Raw genomic sequence first — 18,234 nt, 5'->3', positions numbered from 1 at the left:
CCGCGAACCGGACGAACCTCATCGAACACAGCCTCGGAATAACCTCAAAGGGTGCTGTGAGCGATCTGTGCCGGGGACGTGCCCCGACCGTCCCGCCCGCCGCGCTCACCACACCGACCGGCCGATCCGGGAAAGGTCCGTCCGGGTGACATCCTCCGGGGTCGGCCGGATGCCGAATCGTCCGACGGTTCGTTCCGGCCTGCCGATCGCGCGGACATAACTCTTTTCCGACCATGTCCGTCAAGCTGTGAATTTGCTTTATTTGCTCCCGGTCACTTGTTCCCACCCTCACCGAGGAGCCCCAACATGTTCCGTGTCCGGCCCCTACTCATGGGCCTCGCCCTGCTCGCCGGGGCCGTCGCCCTACCGGCGGCGCCCGCGGCCGCGGCGGCGGGCACCGTGCTCCTGGCCGGCGACCGGTGGTTCGGCGGCACCGGCGTACCGGTCTGCAACCCGAAGTGGACCCGCTGCGGCGGACAGGCGCCGGTCGGCTCCGCGGGCCAGTGCGTCGAGCTCGCGCAGCGCTTCTACCAGGCGAAAGGCTGGCACAAGGGGATCTTCCCGAACGTCGCCGGCGCCATCGACATCTACACCAACGCCGCAAGATCGGGCATGACCCGGCAGGCTCAGGGCTCGATCACGACGGTCGTCCCCGGCGACATGCTGGTGCTCTCCGGCGGCGGCACCAAGCTGGCCGACGGCCGCCTCGCCGGGCACGTCGCGGTCGTCGACAGCATCACCGCCAACGCCGACGGATCACGCACGCTCAACACCATCAATCAGAACGCCAAGGTGGTACGGCAGACCGCCCGCTGGCACGCCGGGACGATCGACTCGTTCTGGGCGACACACAAGGTCGCGGGGATCGTGCACGACCCGGACAACCGCAACACCGGCACCGGGGCGGGCGGCAGCGCCGGCTACCCGGACGTCGTCAACGGGGGTGGCACGCGGCTCACCGGGCCGAACTCGTACCTCGACGTCAGCTCGATCGGGCAGGTCTACGCCTGGAACGGCACCTACCACGGTGGCGAGCCGGCCGGGAACACCGGCATCACCGACGTGGCCGTCGCCCCGAACGGCCGCGGCTACTGGATGACCGACTCGGTCGGGCACGTGTACGCGTACCCCGGCGGCAATCCGTATTTCGGCGGCAGCCCGAAGGGGTTCACCGGCCGGATCGTGTCGATCGCGGCCCGGCCCGACGGCGCCGGCTACTGGCTGATGTCCGAGGCCGGACAGGTCTACTCCTACCCGGCGGGCAACACCTACTACGGCGGCAGCCCGGCCGGATACTCCGGCCGGTTCGTGGCGATGGAGGCGACCACCACCGGCCGCGGTTACTGGCTGCTCACCTCGGCCGGGCAGGTCTACGCGTACGGCGACGCCCAGTGGCGGGGCAACGCCACCGGCTTCCAGCGGGCGATCACCGGCATGTCCCGTACCCCCGGCAACGGCTATGTGCTGGTCAGCGTCACCGGGCAGGTCTACGCCTTCGGTGACGCGAAGCACCTCGGCAACGTGCCGGGCATCGCCGGCGACGCGTCCGACATCAGCTACGCCCTGCCCGGCATGAACCCCGGCTACCTGATCGTCAGCCGCACCGGCGCCCACTACGCGTTCGGCTCGGCGCCCTTCCTCGGCAACCCCACCGGCTACACCGGCCAGTTCTGAACAGGAGACCACCGATGAGACGCTGGATGACAGCGGCCCTGCTGCTGGCCGCCACCCTGGCCGTGCCCACGGCGGCACAGGCCGCCGACACGACGACACAGAAACCACCGGTCGGCATCGCCACCACCAAGTCCGGGCGCGGCTACTGGGTGGCCGCCGCCGACGGTGGGGTGTTCAGCTTCGGCGACGCCAGGTTCCACGGCTCGATGGGCGGCAAGACCCTCAACGCGCCGGTCGTCGCGATCGCCGCCACCGCCACCGGCCTCGGCTACTGGCTGACGGCCGCCGACGGCGGGGTGTTCGCTTTCGGTGACGCCGCCGCGAAGGGATCGATGGGCGGCAAGGTGCTCAACGCGCCGGTCGTCGGCATCGCCGGCACACCCAGCCGTCAGGGCTACTGGCTCGTCGCCTCGGACGGCGGCATCTTCGCCTTCGGCGACGCCAAGTTCTACGGCTCGATGGGCGGCAAGACCCTCAACGCCCCGATCAGGGGCATCGCCGCCACCCCGACCGGCCTGGGTTACTGGCTGGTGGCCTCGGACGGCGGCGTCTTCGCCTACGGCGACGCCAAGTTCTACGGCTCGATGGGCGGCAAGACCCTCAACGCGCCGGTCGCCGGGATCTCCGCCACCCCCAGCGGCAAGGGGTACTGGCTGGTCGCGGGCGACGGCGGCATCTTCGCGTACGGCGACGCCCGGTTCTACGGGTCGATGGGCGGGCAGCGGCTCGCCAAACCGGTGATCGGCCTGACCGCCGTCCGCAACGACGGCTACCTGATGATCGCCGCCGACGGCGGGGTCTTCGCGTTCGGCGCGGCCGGCTACTTCGGCCGGGTCGTCTACTCCGGCAGCGACGGCAACACCCTGCCCGCCGACGCCACCGTCACCGCCGCCATGCTCAAGGAGGCCCTCGGCATCCCGACGACGGCTGCGGTCACCGACGGGCTGCCGTCACTGAACGCCGCCATGCGCCGCGGCAACATCAACAGCCCGGCCCGGATCGCCGCGTTCCTGTCCACCCTCAAGGCGGAGAGCGGCATCCAGTACAACCGGCTCGAGGTCGGCTGCACCGCCAAGTCGAAGTCGTACTACCCGTACTGCGGGCGCGGTTACATCCAGCTCACGTTGAAGGGCAACTACGCGGCGGCCGGGAAGTACTTCCAGCGTGACTTCGTCAACAACCGGGAGGAGACCCGGTCGGCGACCTACAGCGCCGAGATCGCACGCTGGTTCTGGACCGTCACCCACGACCTCAACACCCCGGCCGACCGGCTCGACATGGGCCGGGTGACCCGGGCGGTGAACGGCACGAAGGCGCCGGCGGCCACGCTGAAGGCCCGCTGCACCGATTTCAAGAACGTGCTCACCTATTACCGCAACCACGGCGGCTACACCGTCGACCTCAACGCGGTGGTCTGCTCCTAGCTCCCGATCCGGCCCCCGCGGGCAGACTGTCTGCGGGGGCCGGTGCCATAGGTTCCGACGGTGTCATCTCGAACAGCCACGCCATTCACCACAAACCGCCTGCCGTCGATCCAGGCTGGCCCTGTGGTGGTCGGCGGCGACGGTGGTCTGATGGTGTTCTGTTTGAGCTTGCCGGAGACGAACGCTTTGCGGCCGGGGACGGCGCACCCCGTCTCGGTGGCGGAGCGGGACGCTTTCGGTGGCGTAGGCGAACACATCGGCCAGAGTGTGCGAAGGCCGCGGACGGTAATGATCGACACCATCAAGACATCTGCGCGGCCGTCTATGTCTTGGTCAAGCCACCACGCCGCCCTGCACTACCGCGCACAAGGTCGTGAGTTCCGCTGGCCGGGTGAACCGTAGCTGTGGCTCCTGCGTACTGCGGGGCAAGCTATGGAAGGAAGTGACATATGCGTCGGTCGAGGGCACTGGTGCTGGTGGGAGGGCTGTTGGCACTCGTGGCAGCAGGCACAGGCACAGGCTTTGCCATGACTAGTGGGTCCGCAGCTCAGTCCGCGTGTCAGGGCAATGTGACCTTCTTCAACCAGAACGCCGCACCTGCCGCCGCGAGCGACCAGATCCCCGCCGGCTCCACCGTCAAAATCACCAATCTGGACAACAACAAGTCCGCCACCATCAAGATCACCGAACGATTCGGTGGCTGCCTCCTGCTCAACAACGCCGCCATGGACCTGGTCCGCGAACCCGGCAAGAACATCATCCGCAACAACCGGGTCGAAATCGTCAGCAAACCCCAAGCCGTCGGAAACTCCGCCTGCCAGGGCAGCCTGACCTTCTTCAACCAGAACGCCGGACCAGGCGCCGCCAGCGACCAGATCCCTGTCGGCTCCACCGTCCGGGTCACCAACCTGGCCAACAACAAGTCCGCCACCATCAAGATCACCGAACGATTCGGTGGCTGCCTCCTGCTCAACAACGCCGCCATGGACCTGGTCCGCGAACCCGGCAAGAACCTCGTCCGCGAAAATAGGGTCGAAGTCCTCAGTAACGGCAACGGCCAAGGCAATGCCAACAGCAACGGCAACAGCAACAGCAACAGCCAAGGCGTCGGCAATAGCGCCCCCGCGGGCGGCGGAAATTCCGCGTGTCAGGGCAATGTGACCTTCTTCAACCAGAACGCCGCACCTGCCGCCGCGAGCGACCAGATCCCCGCCGGCTCCACCGTCAAAATCACCAATCTGGACAACAACAAGTCCGCCACCATCAAGATCACCGAACGATTCGGTGGCTGCCTCCTGCTCAACAACGCCGCCATGGACCTGGTCCGCGAACCCGGCAAGAACGTCATCCGCAACAACCGGGTCGAAATCGTCAGCAAACCCCAAGCCGTCGGAAACTCCGCCTGCCAGGGCAGCCTGACCTTCTTCAATCAGAACGCCGGACCAGGCGCCGCCAGCGACCAGATCCCTGTCGGCTCCACCGTCCGGGTCACCAACCTGGCCAACAACAAGTCCGCCACCATCAAGATCACCGAACGATTCGGTGGCTGCCTCCTGCTCAACAACGCCGCCATGGACCTGGTCCGCGAACCCGGCAAGAACCTCGTCCGCGAAAACAAGGTTGAAATCATCCGCTGAAGCTCCGACCGGCAGCGCTGGCCAGGAGGAAAAATTCTCCCGGCCAGCTCCGTTTGTCGCCTGAGGGGCTGCAAGAACTCGCACTCAACGCCCGTGACGGCCTTTCCATGCTTCGGGTGCACCGGCCGCAGGCGCTGACGCAGGCCGAATGCCGCCCACGCAGACGCACGGTCCCGGACCGTCGCCCCGGCAGTTCGAAATTCAGCAACGGCAGCGGCAACGGCAGGTATCGCCGCCTGGCAACAGACAAAAACGTGCGGTGGCCGGGCATTCTCGGCCACCGCACAATCGCAGGCGAAAACACACAAACGGCACCGTCAAAATATCCGGAACCGACCCGGCGCCGATATCACGCGCATTCATTTGCCGCGCTCAGGCGGGTGTGGTCGGGTAACGGTTCGACGCACGCCTTGCCGGCTATCGGGGACGCAGGGCTGGAGGCGGGCGGCTTCCGTGCTCAGGCAGTGCCGAATGAGCCACGTCCGCTTTCCGCCGCACCCCGCGGCGTTTGCTTCCGTATCGAGGACGCCTTCGCCCTGCCCGCTGATGCGAGCGGTGATCGAAACGCCCTCTACTGCCGCTGATCGCGCTCGAACCGGTCGCTGCGGGCGCGGCCGGTTGGTTTGCTGTGACGGCTTGACGTCGTGTCTTGCCGATGAGGCTCGACTGGGTGCCGACCAAGATGGGCCGGTAACCGGCGCCTGCGCCCACGGCTCGGGCTGTGATCACTCGGCTGATCCGAGGACGAGCCGGGCTGCGGATACTTCCCTGATGGCCACCGTTGATCTCATCCCCGCCCCGGCCGGCGACGCGGTGACATTCCGTCTGCGCCGGTCGCGGCTGTGGCTGCGGATGGCACTGATCTTGATTCCCGTGTTTCTGCTGTTCCGCGGTATCGCGATCGGCCTCTCGCTAGAGGAGTGGGACCTCACTGAAACGGTGACCTGGGTGCTGCTGACGGCGATCGCCGGAGCAACCGGGACCGCCCTCGGCGCCGGCCGCAATCTCGGCTGGATACGCGCCTCGGCCGCCGGCCTGGAGTTCGCGGCCACCCGCCGCCAACCGGTGTTCTTACCGTGGTCGGCGGTTCAGTCGGTCGGGCTGCGCTTCACCGGCCCCTTGACCGAGCTGCTCGTAATTCCCACGAGCCTGAACGCCGCTACCGTCGCCGCCGTGTCGGCGTGGGCACCACGGGTACGTCGACGCTCGGGCGCCCCCGCGTTCATCGTCGACGTCGGCCTGATGACGCCCGGACCGTCGGCGCTGCTCGCCGAGCTGAATCGACGGCTTGTCGCCCATCGTTGAGGCGGGCCCGTTGAGGCGGGCCTGCCTGTATGAGATCTTCCACGCATCCCGCCAGGCGGCAGTCCTCCTCTGCCGCCGATAAGGCGCGGCGCCGACCGCCGCGTTGCAGACTTTCACTCTGGCACGCGTCCTGGGCGCTTTCGGGTTCAACTCCCGCCACAGCATGCTCAAGGGCATCGATGGCGGGATACGACGCTGGGGTACACCCGGATCCGCCGCCGGGCGCAAGCTGGCGCTCGTTCACCCAACCTGCAGACGATCGCGCTCGCCACTGGCGCCGGGGCCATCCATCGCTCGTTGGCGGTTGCAGATCACATGGTGACTGACGGGCCTCAACGGGGAAAACCAGTCAAGGTATGAACTGTCCACAGGAATTGGTTTATTGAAACCAGTCTTCGCCGACCGACCATCGCGCGGAGAACCGCCGACCGCCGATGCCGTGACGCGGGGCCTGGGGGTCGCCCTCAGGTGAGAAAAGTGGGCGATACTGGGATCGAACCAGTGACCTCTTCCGTGTCAAGGAAGCGCGCTCCCGCTGCGCCAATCGCCCGCACAAAATGCGAGGTGGAGACGGGATTTGAACCCGTGTACACGGCTTTGCAGGCCGTTGCCTCGCCTCTCGGCCACTCCACCGAGTTGACCTAGAAAGGTCTCTCCGAGCGGAAGACGGGATTCGAACCCGCGACCCTCACCTTGGCAAGGTGATGCGCTACCACTGCGCCACTTCCGCTTGTCACTCCGGGTTTCCCCGGCCCCAGGTTTCCCCGGCGACGACAGAACTTTATCTGGTCCCCCGACCCCACGCCAAACCGGGGTCCCCGGCGTGTCGCGCCATCATGGGAAACGTGGAGATCACGACCTGGTACCTGGAACAGGACGACGCCGCCCGGATCCGCCCGGCACGGCCCCCGGTCGTCCCCGTGGAGATCGTCCGCGCCGAGCTGCCGAGCCCCGAGCTGAACCGCTTCCTCTACACCGCCGTCGGTGGCGACTGGTCCTGGTCGGACCGGCTGCCGTGGACGTGGCGGCAGTGGCGGGACTGGCTGGACCGGCCGGGGGTGGAGACCTGGGTGGCCTACGTCCGCGGCACCCCGGCCGGTTACGCCGAGCTGGACGGCAGCGAGCCGGGCCGCGTCGAGATCGCCTACTTCGGGCTGCTGCCGTCGTTCGCCGGGCAGGGGCTCGGCGGCCACCTGCTCACCGTCGCCCTGCGGCACGCCTGGTCGCTGCCGGAACGACACGGCCTCGCACCGGTACGACGCGTGACGGTGAACACGTGCAGCCTGGACGGCCCGGCGGCGCTCGCCAATTATCAGGCCCGCGGCCTCAGCATCGAGCGCACCGCGACCCGCCCGGCCGGATCGCAGGCCACGGCTCCGGGGCCCTGGCCCGGCGCCGGAGACCGTCAGCCGGCGACAAGAAGGCCGGGTGACGGAGGAAACGACCGACGGGGGTCGTCAGCCGGCGACGGGGAGACCGGGTGACGTGAAGGCGCGGCCGTCGTCGGTGACGGCGGCGGACTCGTAGCCCTCGCCGGTCAACTTGGCCAGCCAGGACAGGCCGGGCTCGCCCATCGCCAGAGCGGCGGTGGCGTAGGCGTCGGCGACGGCCAGGTCGGGCCCGACCACGGTGACCGACCGGAGACCGCTGGCCGGCACGCCGGTGACCGGGTTCCACACGTGGGCGCCCCGCTCGTACGTCCCGGAGGTCGCGACCGCGCCGTCGGTGACGGTGAGCACCCAGGCGAGCTTGTCGGCCTCCCACGGGTGGCGCACGCCGACCCGCCAGGGACGGCCGCCGGGGCCGCTGCCGCGCATCCGGATGTCGCCGCCCGCGCTGATGAAGTGCCGTTGGGAGCCGGCCGCGGCGAGGCGCTCGGACGCCACCTCGACGGACCAGCCCTTGACGTATCCGGACGGGTCGAGCTGCCCGCCCGCGTGTGCGTCGAAGTAGCCGCCGGTCTCACGCCACAGGTCGGCGCAGCGGTCGAGGACCAGGCGCATGTCGGCGGAGCAGTCCTCCAACCGGATCTCGCCGCGGCGGAACCGGCACACCTCGCTGTCGTCCTTGTAGGTGCTGAACCGGGCGTCGACCTCGTGCAACCAGGCGCACGTGTCGGCGATCAGGGACCGGAGGCGGGACTCGGGCAGGTCGTCGGCCAACTCGATGCTGACGACCGTACCCATGACCTCTTCGACGTGCCGCACGAACCTGGACCCTACGCGCCGGCCTTGTCCAGTGCGGCCTGGAGGGACGTCTTGTAGGCACCGGTGGTGAGGGTGGCGCCGGAGACGGCGTCGACGTCGGCGCTCTGGACCTTGAGCGCGGAGGCGTTGAGGCTCTTCACCGCGTTCGGGTTGATCGTGCCGCTGAAGCCCTCGGTCGGGTAGGTCGCGTTCGCGCTGGTGACCTTGCCACCGGCGACCTTGATGGTGACCTGGACCGTGCCGTACGCGTGCTGCACGGCCTTGCCCTTGTAGGTGCCGGCCTTGAGACCGGTCTCCTCGGCCTCGGCCTCCTCCTCGGGCGCCGTGGTCTTCTTGCCGGAGGGCTTCTTCGTCGACTCCGGGGCGGCGGTCTCCTCCGCGGCCTGGTCGATCTCCGGCTCCTCGACGACGCTCCCGTCCTGGGAGGCGGCCACCGGGACGGCCGGGGGCTGCACGCTCAGGCGGACCCCGAGGATCAGGGCCGCGCCGGTGAGGGTGCCGACGGCTGCTGCGGTACTGCGTCGCATCGCGGGAACTCCTGGGGGTAGGGGTCAGAACTCGAAGGGGTCGAGGTGCAGCTGGCTGTCCGGGACGTCGAGCATCTTGAGCGTGTCGACGGCGGCGTTGACGAGCCCGGGCGGGCCGCACAGGTAGACGTCACGCCGGTTCACGTCGGGTACGAGGCCGCGCAGCCCCTCCGCGGTGAACAGCCGGCGGGGGCCGGGGTCGTTGCGACCGCCGACGATGTAGCGCACCCAGGCGTCCCGCTCCTCGGCCAGCTCCTCCAGCTCGGCCCGGAAGACCAGCTCGTCGGGGCGGCTGGCCCGGTAGATCACGATCGTGTCCGGCGGCATGTCCTCCAGCAGGGCCCGGATCGGCGCGATGCCGCTGCCGCCGGCGATGAGAAGAGCACGACGCCGGGTACGCCGTTCGGCGGTGAACGTCCCGAACGGCCCCTCCGCCCAGATCGGCGTGCCGGGACGCATCGTGGCCAGCTTGCGGGTGTGACCGCCGGCGATCGTGACGGTGAGCCGCAGCCACTGCGGGTTCGGGGCCGCCGACAGCGAGAACGGGTGCGACTGCCACCAGCCGTTGGCGGTCAGGAACCGCCAGCGCATGAACTGCCCGGCCTGCACCGGGAGCTTGTCGAGCCGCTTGCCCTCGATGTAGATCGAGAACGTGTTGGCGCCCTCGCCGACCACCTCGGCCACGTTGAACCGGTGCCGGGAGTTGAGCCACAGCGGCTCGACGATCCGGCCCCAGAAGAGTGCGGCGATGGTGATGCAGCCGAGCGCGGGCCAGAACACCGAGGCGAACTTGCCGCTCATGTCGGCGCCGGCGGCGATCTGGTGGCCGTAGCCGAGCAGCAGGACGCCGTAGCTGGTCAGGTGGATCAGGTGCCAGAGCTCGTAGTTGAGCAGGTTGCGAACGGCCCGGATCGAGATCAGGGCGATGAACGCCAGCAGGCCGGTCGCGATGGTGGCACTGATCATCTCGGGGAACGTGGTGATCACGGTCCAGCCCTGGTCGACCACGCCGGTGCCGGCGGTGAGGGCGTATCCGTAGACGATGAAGACGATGTGCGCGACCACGAAGGTCAGCAGCGAGGTGCCGAGCCAGCGGTGCCAGCGGAGCAGGTCGCGGGAGCCGACCCACTCCTCCAGCCAGGAGACCCGGCTCATCATCAGCAGCTGGATGAAGAGCAGGTAGCCACCGATCAGGCCGGTCACGCGCCCGGCGGCGATCATCAGGGTGGCGTCGTTGCTGATCGCGCCGGGCTGGGTGTTGAAGAGCCACAGCGCGACGCTGGTTGCCAGGCCGGAGAAGAACAGCAGGACGGTGAGGAGCCGGTTGCCGCTGGTGGACTCGCCGGGCGGGCGCTCGTCGACGACCGGGACGCCGGTGCCGGCCTTCCAGCCGGTCGGGTCGGTCAGCGACGGTTCGGTGATGTCACCGCGGCGGTAGTTGTCCGGCTGCGCGTAGGGCTGCCCGTACTGGGGCTGCGCGTTCTGGCCCTGCTGTTCGGGCCAGGGCGGCATGGACGGGTTGTCCCAGCTCGGTCGGTTATCGGTCCGGAGGCTGGAAAAGTACCCATCGTCGTCGGGAAGCTCGCGTTGATCCCGGAAAGCCGGAATTGTCAACGTCCTCACCTGCTCAGCAGTCGTCTCACGGCGCCTGCCACCCCATGCGGCCGACGTGACGACCCGTGCGCGGAAGGGCCGTCATGGTTGGGTACGCGCATCACACCGAGTTGGCTCAACGAGATCGCAAAAATCCCAAGAGTTAGGTTCAGCGCATGAGTTCCGCGCATCCGATCACCGTGGTCGGCGTCGGGGCCGGCGGCTGGCCGGATCTCCCGGGCCCGGCACAGGCCGCGCTGACCGCCGCGGAGGTGGTGTTCGGCAGCTCCCGCCAGCTCGGCCTGCTGCCCGCCGACGTCGCCGCACGCCGCGTCCCGTGGCCGTCTCCGCTGGTCCCGGCGCTGCCCGGCCTGCTCGGCGCCGAGCGGGAGCGCCGGGTGTGCGTGCTCGCCAGCGGCGACCCGATGTTCCACGGCATCGGCACCACACTGGCCCGCGTCCTGGGTCCCTCGGCGATCCGGGTCGTCCCGCATCCGTCGTCGGTGTCGCTGGCCGCGGCACGCCTGGGCTGGGCACTCGACGGCACCGACGTGGTGAGCTTGGTCACCGCCCCGGTCGAGACGCTGCACCGGCTGATCAATCCCGGCCGGCGCATCCTCGTCCTGTCCGCCGGCGCGCACACCCCGGCGGCAGTCGCGGCCCTGCTCGTCCAGCGTGGCCACGGGTCAGCGGCCTTGACCGTCCTGGAGCAGATCGGCGGCGACGGGGAGCGGATGATCACCGGCGCCGCGGAGTCCTGGTCCTTTCCGGACGGCGATCCGCTCAACATCGTCGCGGTCGAGTGCGGTGACGGTCCCGCGCTGGCTGTCACTTCCGGCATTCCCGATGACTGTTACGAAACCGACGGGCAGCTGACCAAGCGGGAGGTCCGGGCGGTCACCCTGGCGGCCCTCGGCCCCGTCCCCGGCGCGCTGCTGTGGGACGTCGGCGCCGGTTCCGGCAGCATCGGCATCGAGTGGATGCGCAGTCATCCGTCCTGCCGGGCGATCGCCGTCGAGTCCTCGGCCGGCCGGATCGCCACGATCACCGCGAACGCGGCCGCGCTCGGTGTCCCCGGCCTGCGCACCGTGCACGGCCGCGCCCCGGACGCCCTCGACGGCCTGCCCCGGCCGGACACGATCTTCATTGGAGGCGGATTGACCCGCGACGGCGTCCTGGACCGTTGCCTCGCCGAGCTGCGCCCCGGCGGGCGGCTCGTGGCCAACGCGGTGACTGTCGAGTCGGAGGCGGTCGTGGCCGCCGCCTACGCAAAACTCGGCGGCGAGCTGACCCGGATCACCGTGCAGCGCGGCTCCCCGGTCGGCGGCTTCACCGGGTGGCGCTCGTTCATGCCCGTCACCATCTGGTCGGTGACCCCGTGACCGTCCACTTCATCGGCGCCGGACCCGGCGCGGCCGACCTGATCACGCTGCGCGGGCACCGGCTGATCGCGGCCGCACCGGTCTGCCTCTATGCCGGCAGCCTGGTCCCGGCCGAACTGCTCGACGCCTGCCCGCCCGGCGCCCGCAAGGTCGACACCGCGAACCTCACCCTCGACGAGATCATCGCCGAGATGGTCGCCGCCCACGAGTCCGGAGCGGACGTGGCCCGGCTGCACTCCGGCGACCCGTCGGTGTTCAGCGCCGTCGCCGAGCAGATGCGCCGCCTCGACAAGGCCGGCGTGCCCTACGACGTCACCCCCGGAGTGCCCGCCTTCGCGGCCGCCGCCGCCGCGCTGGGCCGCGAGTTCACCGTGCCCGAGGTGGCGCAGACGGTCATCCTCACCCGCACCGCGGAACGCGCCACCGCCATGCCACCCGGCGAGGACCTGGCCACCCTCGGAGCCAGCCGGGCCACCATGGTCCTGCACCTCGCCGTCCAGCGGATCGACGCGGTCGTCGCCGAGCTCACCGGCAACTACGGCGCCGACTGCCCGGTCGCGGTGGTGGCCCGGGCCTCACGGCCCGACGAGGTCATCATCCGCGGCACGCTCGCAGACATCGCGGAGCAGGTCAAAGCCTCGGGGGTACGCCGTACCGCGGTCATCGTCGTCGGTGCGGCACTGACCGCCGGCCAGTTCCCGGACAGCCACCTGTACTCCTCGGACCGCTGCCGCCCATGACGCCGGCCCTGCTCGGCGGGACGCCCGGAGCGGTGGCTCCGTGAGAGTGCTGGTGCTCGGTGGGACGACCGAAGCCCGGCGGCTGGCCGGGCTGATCGCCGGCACGGTCGAGGTGATCACGTCGCTGGCCGGGCGCACCACGGACCCGCTGCGGCCGGCCGGGGAGGTGCGGATCGGTGGGTTCGGCGGGGTGGCCGGGTTGTCCGGCTATCTGCGGGACGAACGGATCGACGCGGTCGTCGACGCGACCCATCCGTTCGCGGCGACGATCAGCGGGAACGCGGCAGCGGCGTGCGCGGCTTCCGGCGTACCACTGCTGATCGTGAACCGGCCGGGCTGGACCGCCGGGCCCGGCGACGAGTGGCACCGTGTCGCGTCGCTGCCGGAGGCAGCCGGAATGCTGCCGAGCCTCGGCCGGCGGGTGTTCCTCACCACCGGGCGGCAGGGCCTCGCGCATTTCGCCGGGCTCGACGGATGCTGGTTCCTGGCCCGTTCGGTGGAGCCGCCCTCCGGGGATGTGCCGCGCCACCTGGAGGTGCTGCTCGATCGGGGGCCGTTCACCGTCGCGGGCGAACGGGAACTGATCACCCGGCACCGCGTCGACGTGCTCGTCACCAAGGACAGCGGTGGCGCCGACGCGAAACTCGTCGCCGCCCGTGAGCTGGGCGTTCCCGTTCTCATGGTGAGCCGGCCCCCGCTTCCGGACGCGATCACCGTGTCCACTGCGGACGCCGCCGCGTCGTGGTTACGAACGATCCGCCGCTGAAATACGACAGTTCGAGTGCTGCGTGACGAGCGTCGCGGTGCGACGCTCGATTCATGTCCCTGCGCGCGCTGCACGCCGAACTCGCGGTGGTGCGCGCGCTGGCCGCCGACGGCCTGGCCGAGATCGGTGACGCGGGCGGTACCGGGCAGGTCTGGCTCCGCACGGCGGCGGCCCGGCTGACCGCTTTCGACGGGGTGCTCGCCGAGGCCGCCGGGGTGCTGGCCGCGCCGGTGCAGGTGCTGGTCCTGACGGTGGTGACCTTCCTGGTGGTGGCCGGGTCGGCGGCGCTGGCCGGAACGCTCGGCCTGAGCGGTGGCGGCATCCTCACGGCCGCCGGGGCCGCGCTGCTGCTCGCCGCCGCGGCCGTCCCCTTCGCAACGCGCCGCCTCTACACGCTGATCGGCCGCCGCCGCACCGCCGCCACCAGCGGCACCACCAACGCCACCGGCATCGCCGCCGTCACCACCGGGACCACCAACGCCACCGCCGCCGTCACCACCGGCACCACCACCGCCACCGGCACCGGCACCACCACCGGCACCGGCACCTTTACCGCCACTGCCATCGCCGCCGACGCCTCGGGCACCGCCGTCACCGTCCATTTCCGGCACCCATCCCCCGGCCGTCCGGCTCATCCCGCATCCGGCCGGGTTCCTGCACAGGGCTGGGTCCCTGCACAGGGCCGGGTCCCTGCACCCGGCCGGGTGGGGAACGGCGAGGCCGGGCTCGCCGGCGTGCCGGACCGGCTGATGCGGGCTCGGGTGCGGCTAGTCTCGGCGGCGCTGCGGCATGTGGGCACCGCCGGCTGGGACACGCCACAACTGCGCCGGGCCATCCGCACCGACCCGATGGTCCGCCGCCTGGCCCACGCCGACCAGCTGCTCTGCCAAGCCGTCGACTGCATCGAGCGCCACCTCGGCGACCTGCGGAAGGACGCCCTGTGACGCGTGCCCTGATCCGGGAGGACCCGTTCTCCGGGGAGGCCCGGCCGCGCCTGGGAGCCATCGGCCGCGACCTGGACACGGTGATCACCGACGCGCAGAGCCGGGACTGGTCGGCGGACCGCCCGGACCGGGTGATCTTCGCCCGTCTCGGCCAGGCCCGGCGCCGGGTCCGGGCGGCGGCCGGCCGTCCCGGCACCGACCGGCGTCCCGCCGACCCCGCCGCTCTCCTGCTCGCCGCGATCACCGGCCTGCTGACGGCAGGGGCACTACTGATCGCGGGCGTCCCGGCCGACAGTCCTCTGCCGCTGGCCGGGACCGCGGTGGCGGCCCTGTGGACGGCCCTGCTCGCCGTCGCCGGACTGCGCCGTCTCCGTCGCCGCTGGGACCGCGAGACCGTCACCGGCCCGGCCCCGATCGACGACCATTACCGCTACGCCGCCTTCCGTCGCCGCATCGAGGCGTGCGCCGCCATCGCCCGCGACCATCGCTCGCATCGCCGCCGGGCTGCCGCGATCGACCTGGAATACGCCCTCGACTGGCTGGCGGCCGCCCAGAGCGAACTCCCCCGCCGCTGACGGCTGTCACATTCCGGGTTCCCGTCCCGTCCCTGCTCCGAACCCCGGCGGTACGCGAACCCCGCCGGATCCGGGACGAAGGAGCACGGACATGCGGATCGTTGTGGTGGGTGGCACCGGGCAGACCGGCCGGCTGCTGGTCGAGGCCCTGCGGGAGCGCGGTCACGAGACACTGGCGGCGTCACCGTCGACCGGAGTGAACGCGGTCACCGGCGACGGACTGGAACAGGCACTGACCGGAGCCGAAGTCGTGATCGACGTCACCAACGCCCCGTCGGCGGACGAGGCCGGGGCGACCGAGTTCTTCCGGACCTCCACCGAGAACCTGACCACCGCCGGGGCGAAGGCCGGCGTCCGGCACCACGTGGTCCTGTCCATCGTCGGCTTGGAGGCGGCCTCGGATCTGGCCTACTACCGGGCGAAACTGGCCCAGGAGGCGGCGGTCCGCGCGGGCGGTGTGCCGTTCACGATCGTGCGGGCCACCCAGTTCTTCGAGTTCCTCGACGGCATCGTCCAGGCCAACACCCGGGGTGACGAGATCGCCCTGGCCACGCTCCGGATGCAGCCGATCGCCCTGTCCGACCTGGTCACCCACCTGGCCGGGATCGCCACGTCGGAGCCGGTGGACGGCGCGGTCGAGGCGGCCGGCCCGGAGACCCTGGCACTCGACGAGATCGGCCGCCGCCTGGCCGTGCCCGGTCAGCGGGTGACGATCGGCGGCCGCCCGTTCTTCGGCGCCGACGTCCCGGCCGACGCGCTGGTGGCCGGCCCGTCGGCACATCGCGCCCCCACCACCCTGGCGGCGTGGCTGGCCACAAGAGGCCGCTGAGGACGGCCAGAGCCGGGGCGCGGACGCAAGACGGGCGCGGGCGCAAGACGGGCGCGGACGCAAGACGGGCGCGGACGCGAGACGCAGGACCGAGCCACGGGCGGGGCCGAAACTCGGGCGGGGCCGAAACGCGGCCGGACCGCCCACGATCTCCGGCCCGGCCGCGGAACCCCGCATCGTAAAAGGTCGGTGCGAGGCCCCCTGGGGGTGACGGGGACCGGCCCCCGTTTGGCACAGTGGACAGATGCTGACCGACGTGGACCTGCCCGCGCCCGGACTGCTCTGGACACGCTGGGCGACGTTGAGCGCCACCCATGTCGCCCTCGGCCGCACCGGCCTCTGGTCGATCGACGACCACGGTGCGGGCCGCGATCTGAAAGACGGCAGCTGGGCCCGGTTCGCGCTGCTCGACGGCCGTCGCGCGGTGATCTGGGGGCACCATCGGGAGAGCAGTGCGGCGGCCCGCGACGACGCTCCGGCCGATCCGCTCACCGGCGCCCCCGACTGGCTGCCGTGGGACATCCTGGCGCCGCTCGCCGAGACCGGCCGGCTCGGTTTCGTCGTCTGGCACGAGAGTGGGCGCTGGTCCCGGGTCCGGTACCGGGAGGGTCACGCCGACGGCATGACCGACCTCGTCGGGCCGCTGTTGACCGGGGAGAGCACGCTCCTCGCGATGACCCGGTTCGGCCCGCGGCCCACGGCGGAGCGGCTGCTTGCGGCGGCGGTGCGGACCGAGGTGTCGCCCGCCCATTTCAGCGACCTGCTGATCGACCCGGCGCCGGATCTGGCGGCGGCGATGGCCACGGCCTCCCGGGCGGGTCTCGTGCCGGGCAGTGCCGCGCCGCGGATCGCCCCGGGCCGGCGGCCGCCGATGCGCCGGGTCCGCCGGCTCAGCCAGGGCGAGCACGACCGGCTTGTCTGGGCGGCGATGCAGGACGCGCCGGAGCTGTCCCGGCCCGCGCCGCCGACCACCGCCGAGTTGGACACGCTGGTCGGCTGGCTTCAGGACCGGGCGCCGGGCGCGGACGGTCAGTGCTCGCTGCTGGCCTATGCGGACGCGACGAGTTTCAGCGCGCAGCCCGGCGGGCACCCGCCGGCCGACCGGCCCGAGGAGGAGCGATACGCCGCCTTCCGCCGGCTCACCGAGCTGGTCCGGGCATTGCGCCGGGCCGAGTCCGATCCGCGGTACGGCCGCTGGCTCTTCCTGAGAGTGGAGACGAGCGCGTCCGGGGTGCACGTGGAGCGACGTTACGACTCGTGGCCGCCCTGGTGGCACGACGACGGCGTCTCCGGCCCTTGGCGGACCAACCTGCAGGAGGAGATGGACGCCCGCCTGCCCCGTTACCGGCCGTCGTGGGTGACGCTGCTCGACCCCGAGGTCGCCTACCGTCCGCTCTGACCCATCTGTCCCGGATCAGAGAGCTTCCCGACCGCTGTTCCGGCCCGCTGTGACCCGTCGGCCTCGGGTCAGCGAGCTTTCCCGGCCCGCAGCAGATCGAGCGATTTCGCCAACCGGCGCGCACGGGTCTCGGCTGTCTTCGCCGAGGTCAACTGCTCGGCATGCCACCGCTGGTTGCTGAAGGAGACCGACTCCCAGAAGGCTTTGACCTCCGGCTCGGCGGCCAGGGCCGCCGCAAGATCCTCAGGCACCTCGACGGTACGGGGAGCGTCGTCCAGCCCGATCTCGAGCTCGTAGACCTGCCCACCCTCGAGCCCACCGGCCGCCCGACGCTCGGCACTGACGCCGAGCCAATACTCCCCACCCATCCGGGCGATGGAGGACCGGAACTCGAACCCGCCAACCCGCACGACCACTTTGGGCCGCCCGCCCCCACCGAGCCCGGCCACGAACTCGTCAGGAATCCGAAACCCGGTGGTGTTCCCCCCGGTCTGCTCCAACTCACCCCGATACTCCATGCCCGAGACGATAGCCAACCAGGGAGAACGAATCAGGCCGTCACGATCGAAAGCCCGTGATGAATCCGGAAGTCGTCGAAGTCCTTCACGTTCATCGTCGCCACCGGAAGATCATGAGCCAAACCGCAAGCCGCGATCCAGGTGTCGTTGCGCTGCCGGGGGCGGCCACGGCGCTGCGCGTCCGCCGCGATGACCCCGCACACGTGTGCCACGTTCTCGTCGCCCGGCAGAAACACCCGCGCGTCCATCCACCGCCTGAGGGTCGAGCGCTTGGCTGCTCCCCAGTTGCGCACGTGGACCCAGGTGACCAACTCGGCCCAGGTGACGAAGGGAAGGATGAGTTCGCTGCCGATCAGTTTGGTGCCGAGGCTGACCGGCAGACGGCCCTTGATGAGCAGTGAGGCGACGTCGGTGTCGAGAAGGATGGGTCGCGTCGGCATCAGTCGAACACTTCCCGACGGCGATTGGCGTAGGTGAAATCGAGGAATTCCTCGAACTCCTCATCGGACTCGAACACGTCGATGGCCAACGCCTGGACGTCCTCGAGCGAACGGATCTTCACCGCGCCCGCGGCCTTGATCAGCTCCTCCACCGAGGCGACCGGCTCCCTCACCGCCAGAAGAACACGATCGGCGCTATCTGTACTCATGGACACCTCCCACGTGACATCTTGTCATGAGAACAGGCTACCCATGCAACTAGTCTTTGAGCAAG

19 protein-coding genes and 3 tRNA genes are annotated in these 18,234 nt (G+C 70.5%); 13 read left to right on the top strand and 9 right to left on the bottom strand.

The window, feature by feature from the left end; translation table 11 throughout:
- Nucleotides 1-306 precede the first annotated feature (306 nt).
- The 5 genes from ACFO0C_RS24880 to ACFO0C_RS24860 all read left to right on the top strand — a co-directional run bounded on the left by ACFO0C_RS24880 (nucleotide 307) and on the right by ACFO0C_RS24860 (nucleotide 6,040).
- Nucleotides 307-1,674: a CHAP domain-containing protein gene (locus ACFO0C_RS24880; RefSeq protein ID WP_378069048.1), complete on the top strand. Its 1,368-nt coding sequence runs from the start codon at nucleotides 307-309 to the stop codon at nucleotides 1,672-1,674.
- Between the two features lie 14 nt (nucleotides 1,675-1,688).
- Nucleotides 1,689-3,098, top strand: coding sequence for a glycoside hydrolase family 19 protein (locus tag ACFO0C_RS24875; RefSeq protein WP_378069047.1), 1,410 nt, complete (start codon nucleotides 1,689-1,691; stop codon nucleotides 3,096-3,098).
- Nucleotides 3,099-3,667: 569 nt separating this feature from the next.
- On the top strand, nucleotides 3,668-4,735 hold the full coding sequence (locus ACFO0C_RS24870; protein WP_378069046.1) for a hypothetical protein: 1,068 nt from the start codon (nucleotides 3,668-3,670) through the stop codon (nucleotides 4,733-4,735).
- A gap of 116 nt (nucleotides 4,736-4,851) precedes the next feature.
- On the top strand, nucleotides 4,852-5,319 hold the full coding sequence (locus ACFO0C_RS24865) for a hypothetical protein (protein ID WP_378069045.1): 468 nt from the start codon (nucleotides 4,852-4,854) through the stop codon (nucleotides 5,317-5,319).
- Between the two features lie 268 nt (nucleotides 5,320-5,587).
- A complete protein-coding gene (locus ACFO0C_RS24860) occupies nucleotides 5,588-6,040 on the top strand; it encodes a hypothetical protein (RefSeq protein ID WP_378069044.1) in 453 nt (150 codons plus the stop codon).
- 478 nt (nucleotides 6,041-6,518) lie between these two features.
- Here ACFO0C_RS24860 and ACFO0C_RS24855 read toward each other — a convergent pair.
- The 3 genes from ACFO0C_RS24855 to ACFO0C_RS24845 form a co-directional block, all read right to left on the bottom strand.
- Nucleotides 6,519-6,590, bottom strand: a tRNA-Val gene (locus ACFO0C_RS24855).
- Nucleotides 6,591-6,602: 12 nt separating this feature from the next.
- Nucleotides 6,603-6,673, bottom strand: a tRNA-Cys gene (locus tag ACFO0C_RS24850).
- A 25-nt stretch (nucleotides 6,674-6,698) separates the two neighbouring features.
- Nucleotides 6,699-6,770 (bottom strand) — tRNA-Gly (locus ACFO0C_RS24845).
- 115 nt (nucleotides 6,771-6,885) lie between these two features.
- Here ACFO0C_RS24845 and ACFO0C_RS24840 point away from each other — a divergent pair.
- Nucleotides 6,886-7,524, top strand: coding sequence for a GNAT family N-acetyltransferase (locus ACFO0C_RS24840; RefSeq protein WP_378069043.1), 639 nt, complete (start codon nucleotides 6,886-6,888; stop codon nucleotides 7,522-7,524).
- Here ACFO0C_RS24840 and ACFO0C_RS24835 read toward each other — a convergent pair.
- From ACFO0C_RS24835 to ACFO0C_RS24825, 3 genes are read right to left on the bottom strand one after another with little or no spacing between them, the layout of a single operon-like run.
- Nucleotides 7,498-8,226, bottom strand: coding sequence for an FAD:protein FMN transferase (locus ACFO0C_RS24835; RefSeq protein ID WP_378069150.1), 729 nt, complete (start codon nucleotides 8,224-8,226; stop codon nucleotides 7,498-7,500). The two genes, ACFO0C_RS24840 and ACFO0C_RS24835, sit on opposite strands and share 27 nt — an antisense overlap.
- 32 nt (nucleotides 8,227-8,258) lie before the next feature.
- Nucleotides 8,259-8,774 (bottom strand): FMN-binding protein, encoded by a 516-nt coding sequence (locus tag ACFO0C_RS24830; protein WP_378069042.1) that lies wholly within the window; start codon nucleotides 8,772-8,774, stop codon nucleotides 8,259-8,261.
- Nucleotides 8,775-8,798: 24 nt separating this feature from the next.
- The gene (locus ACFO0C_RS24825; protein WP_378069041.1) at nucleotides 8,799-10,286 is read right to left on the bottom strand and encodes a ferredoxin reductase family protein; all 1,488 of its coding nucleotides are present in this window, start codon (nucleotides 10,284-10,286) and stop codon (nucleotides 8,799-8,801) included.
- Between the two features lie 257 nt (nucleotides 10,287-10,543).
- Between ACFO0C_RS24825 and cbiE the strand changes: the two genes are divergently transcribed.
- The 7 genes from cbiE to ACFO0C_RS24790 all read left to right on the top strand — a co-directional run bounded on the left by cbiE (nucleotide 10,544) and on the right by ACFO0C_RS24790 (nucleotide 17,002).
- Entirely contained in the window at nucleotides 10,544-11,749 is a 1,206-nt protein-coding gene (gene cbiE / locus ACFO0C_RS24820) for a precorrin-6y C5,15-methyltransferase (decarboxylating) subunit CbiE (protein WP_378069040.1), read from the top strand.
- Complete coding sequence (cobM, locus tag ACFO0C_RS24815) at nucleotides 11,746-12,489, top strand: precorrin-4 C(11)-methyltransferase (protein ID WP_378069039.1); 744 nt, start codon at nucleotides 11,746-11,748, stop codon at nucleotides 12,487-12,489. The genes cbiE and cobM overlap by 4 nt, the downstream gene beginning before the upstream one ends.
- A gap of 40 nt (nucleotides 12,490-12,529) precedes the next feature.
- Entirely contained in the window at nucleotides 12,530-13,255 is a 726-nt protein-coding gene (locus tag ACFO0C_RS24810; RefSeq protein WP_378069038.1) for a cobalt-precorrin-6A reductase, read from the top strand.
- Between the two features lie 53 nt (nucleotides 13,256-13,308).
- On the top strand, nucleotides 13,309-14,199 hold the full coding sequence (locus tag ACFO0C_RS24805) for a hypothetical protein (RefSeq protein WP_378069037.1): 891 nt from the start codon (nucleotides 13,309-13,311) through the stop codon (nucleotides 14,197-14,199).
- Complete coding sequence (locus ACFO0C_RS24800) at nucleotides 14,196-14,774, top strand: hypothetical protein (protein WP_378069036.1); 579 nt, start codon at nucleotides 14,196-14,198, stop codon at nucleotides 14,772-14,774. The genes ACFO0C_RS24805 and ACFO0C_RS24800 overlap by 4 nt, the downstream gene beginning before the upstream one ends.
- 91 nt (nucleotides 14,775-14,865) lie before the next feature.
- Nucleotides 14,866-15,603 (top strand): SDR family oxidoreductase, encoded by a 738-nt coding sequence (locus ACFO0C_RS24795; protein ID WP_378069035.1) that lies wholly within the window; start codon nucleotides 14,866-14,868, stop codon nucleotides 15,601-15,603.
- A 244-nt stretch (nucleotides 15,604-15,847) separates the two neighbouring features.
- Nucleotides 15,848-17,002: a hypothetical protein gene (locus ACFO0C_RS24790; protein WP_378069034.1), complete on the top strand. Its 1,155-nt coding sequence runs from the start codon at nucleotides 15,848-15,850 to the stop codon at nucleotides 17,000-17,002.
- Nucleotides 17,003-17,070: 68 nt separating this feature from the next.
- On the opposite strand, the gene ACFO0C_RS24785 is transcribed toward ACFO0C_RS24790, so the two are convergent.
- The 3 genes from ACFO0C_RS24785 to ACFO0C_RS24775 are packed head-to-tail and all read right to left on the bottom strand — an operon-like array spanning nucleotide 17,071 to nucleotide 18,112.
- A complete protein-coding gene (locus tag ACFO0C_RS24785; protein ID WP_378069033.1) occupies nucleotides 17,071-17,520 on the bottom strand; it encodes a YdeI/OmpD-associated family protein in 450 nt (149 codons plus the stop codon).
- Between the two features lie 32 nt (nucleotides 17,521-17,552).
- Nucleotides 17,553-17,960 (bottom strand): PIN domain-containing protein, encoded by a 408-nt coding sequence (locus ACFO0C_RS24780; protein ID WP_378069032.1) that lies wholly within the window; start codon nucleotides 17,958-17,960, stop codon nucleotides 17,553-17,555.
- Nucleotides 17,960-18,112, bottom strand: a complete 153-nt coding sequence (locus ACFO0C_RS24775; RefSeq protein WP_378069031.1) for a hypothetical protein — start codon at nucleotides 18,110-18,112, stop codon at nucleotides 17,960-17,962. The genes ACFO0C_RS24780 and ACFO0C_RS24775 overlap by 1 nt, the downstream gene beginning before the upstream one ends.
- Nucleotides 18,113-18,234: the final 122 nt, after the last annotated feature.

This window comes from Actinoplanes subglobosus (assembly GCF_042650585.1).
GTDB classification, from domain to species: Bacteria; Actinomycetota; Actinomycetes; order Mycobacteriales; family Micromonosporaceae; genus Actinoplanes; species Actinoplanes subglobosus.
The sequence above is the reverse complement of the archived record's forward strand: the minus strand, read 5'-3'. Positions and strand labels throughout refer to the sequence as shown.

What these genes read in the sequence shown, in the direction of transcription:
- ACFO0C_RS24880 (WP_378069048.1), top strand. Translation starts at nt 307, where the DNA reads ATGTTCCGTGTCCGGCCCCTACTCATGGGCCTCGCCCTGCTCGCCGGG.
- ACFO0C_RS24875 (WP_378069047.1), top strand. Translation starts at nt 1,689, where the DNA reads ATGAGACGCTGGATGACAGCGGCCCTGCTGCTGGCCGCCACCCTGGCC.
- ACFO0C_RS24860 (WP_378069044.1), top strand. Translation starts at nt 5,588, where the DNA reads ATGGCACTGATCTTGATTCCCGTGTTTCTGCTGTTCCGCGGTATCGCG.
- ACFO0C_RS24835 (WP_378069150.1), bottom strand. Translation starts at nt 8,226, where the DNA reads ATGGGTACGGTCGTCAGCATCGAGTTGGCCGACGACCTGCCCGAGTCC.
- ACFO0C_RS24830 (WP_378069042.1), bottom strand. Translation starts at nt 8,774, where the DNA reads ATGCGACGCAGTACCGCAGCAGCCGTCGGCACCCTCACCGGCGCGGCC.
- ACFO0C_RS24825 (WP_378069041.1), bottom strand. Translation starts at nt 10,286, where the DNA reads ATGCCGCCCTGGCCCGAACAGCAGGGCCAGAACGCGCAGCCCCAGTAC.
- cbiE (WP_378069040.1), top strand. Translation starts at nt 10,544, where the DNA reads ATGAGTTCCGCGCATCCGATCACCGTGGTCGGCGTCGGGGCCGGCGGC.
- ACFO0C_RS24805 (WP_378069037.1), top strand. Translation starts at nt 13,309, where the DNA reads ATGTCCCTGCGCGCGCTGCACGCCGAACTCGCGGTGGTGCGCGCGCTG.
- ACFO0C_RS24795 (WP_378069035.1), top strand. Translation starts at nt 14,866, where the DNA reads ATGCGGATCGTTGTGGTGGGTGGCACCGGGCAGACCGGCCGGCTGCTG.
- ACFO0C_RS24790 (WP_378069034.1), top strand. Translation starts at nt 15,848, where the DNA reads ATGCTGACCGACGTGGACCTGCCCGCGCCCGGACTGCTCTGGACACGC.
- ACFO0C_RS24785 (WP_378069033.1), bottom strand. Translation starts at nt 17,520, where the DNA reads ATGGAGTATCGGGGTGAGTTGGAGCAGACCGGGGGGAACACCACCGGG.
- ACFO0C_RS24780 (WP_378069032.1), bottom strand. Translation starts at nt 17,960, where the DNA reads ATGCCGACGCGACCCATCCTTCTCGACACCGACGTCGCCTCACTGCTC.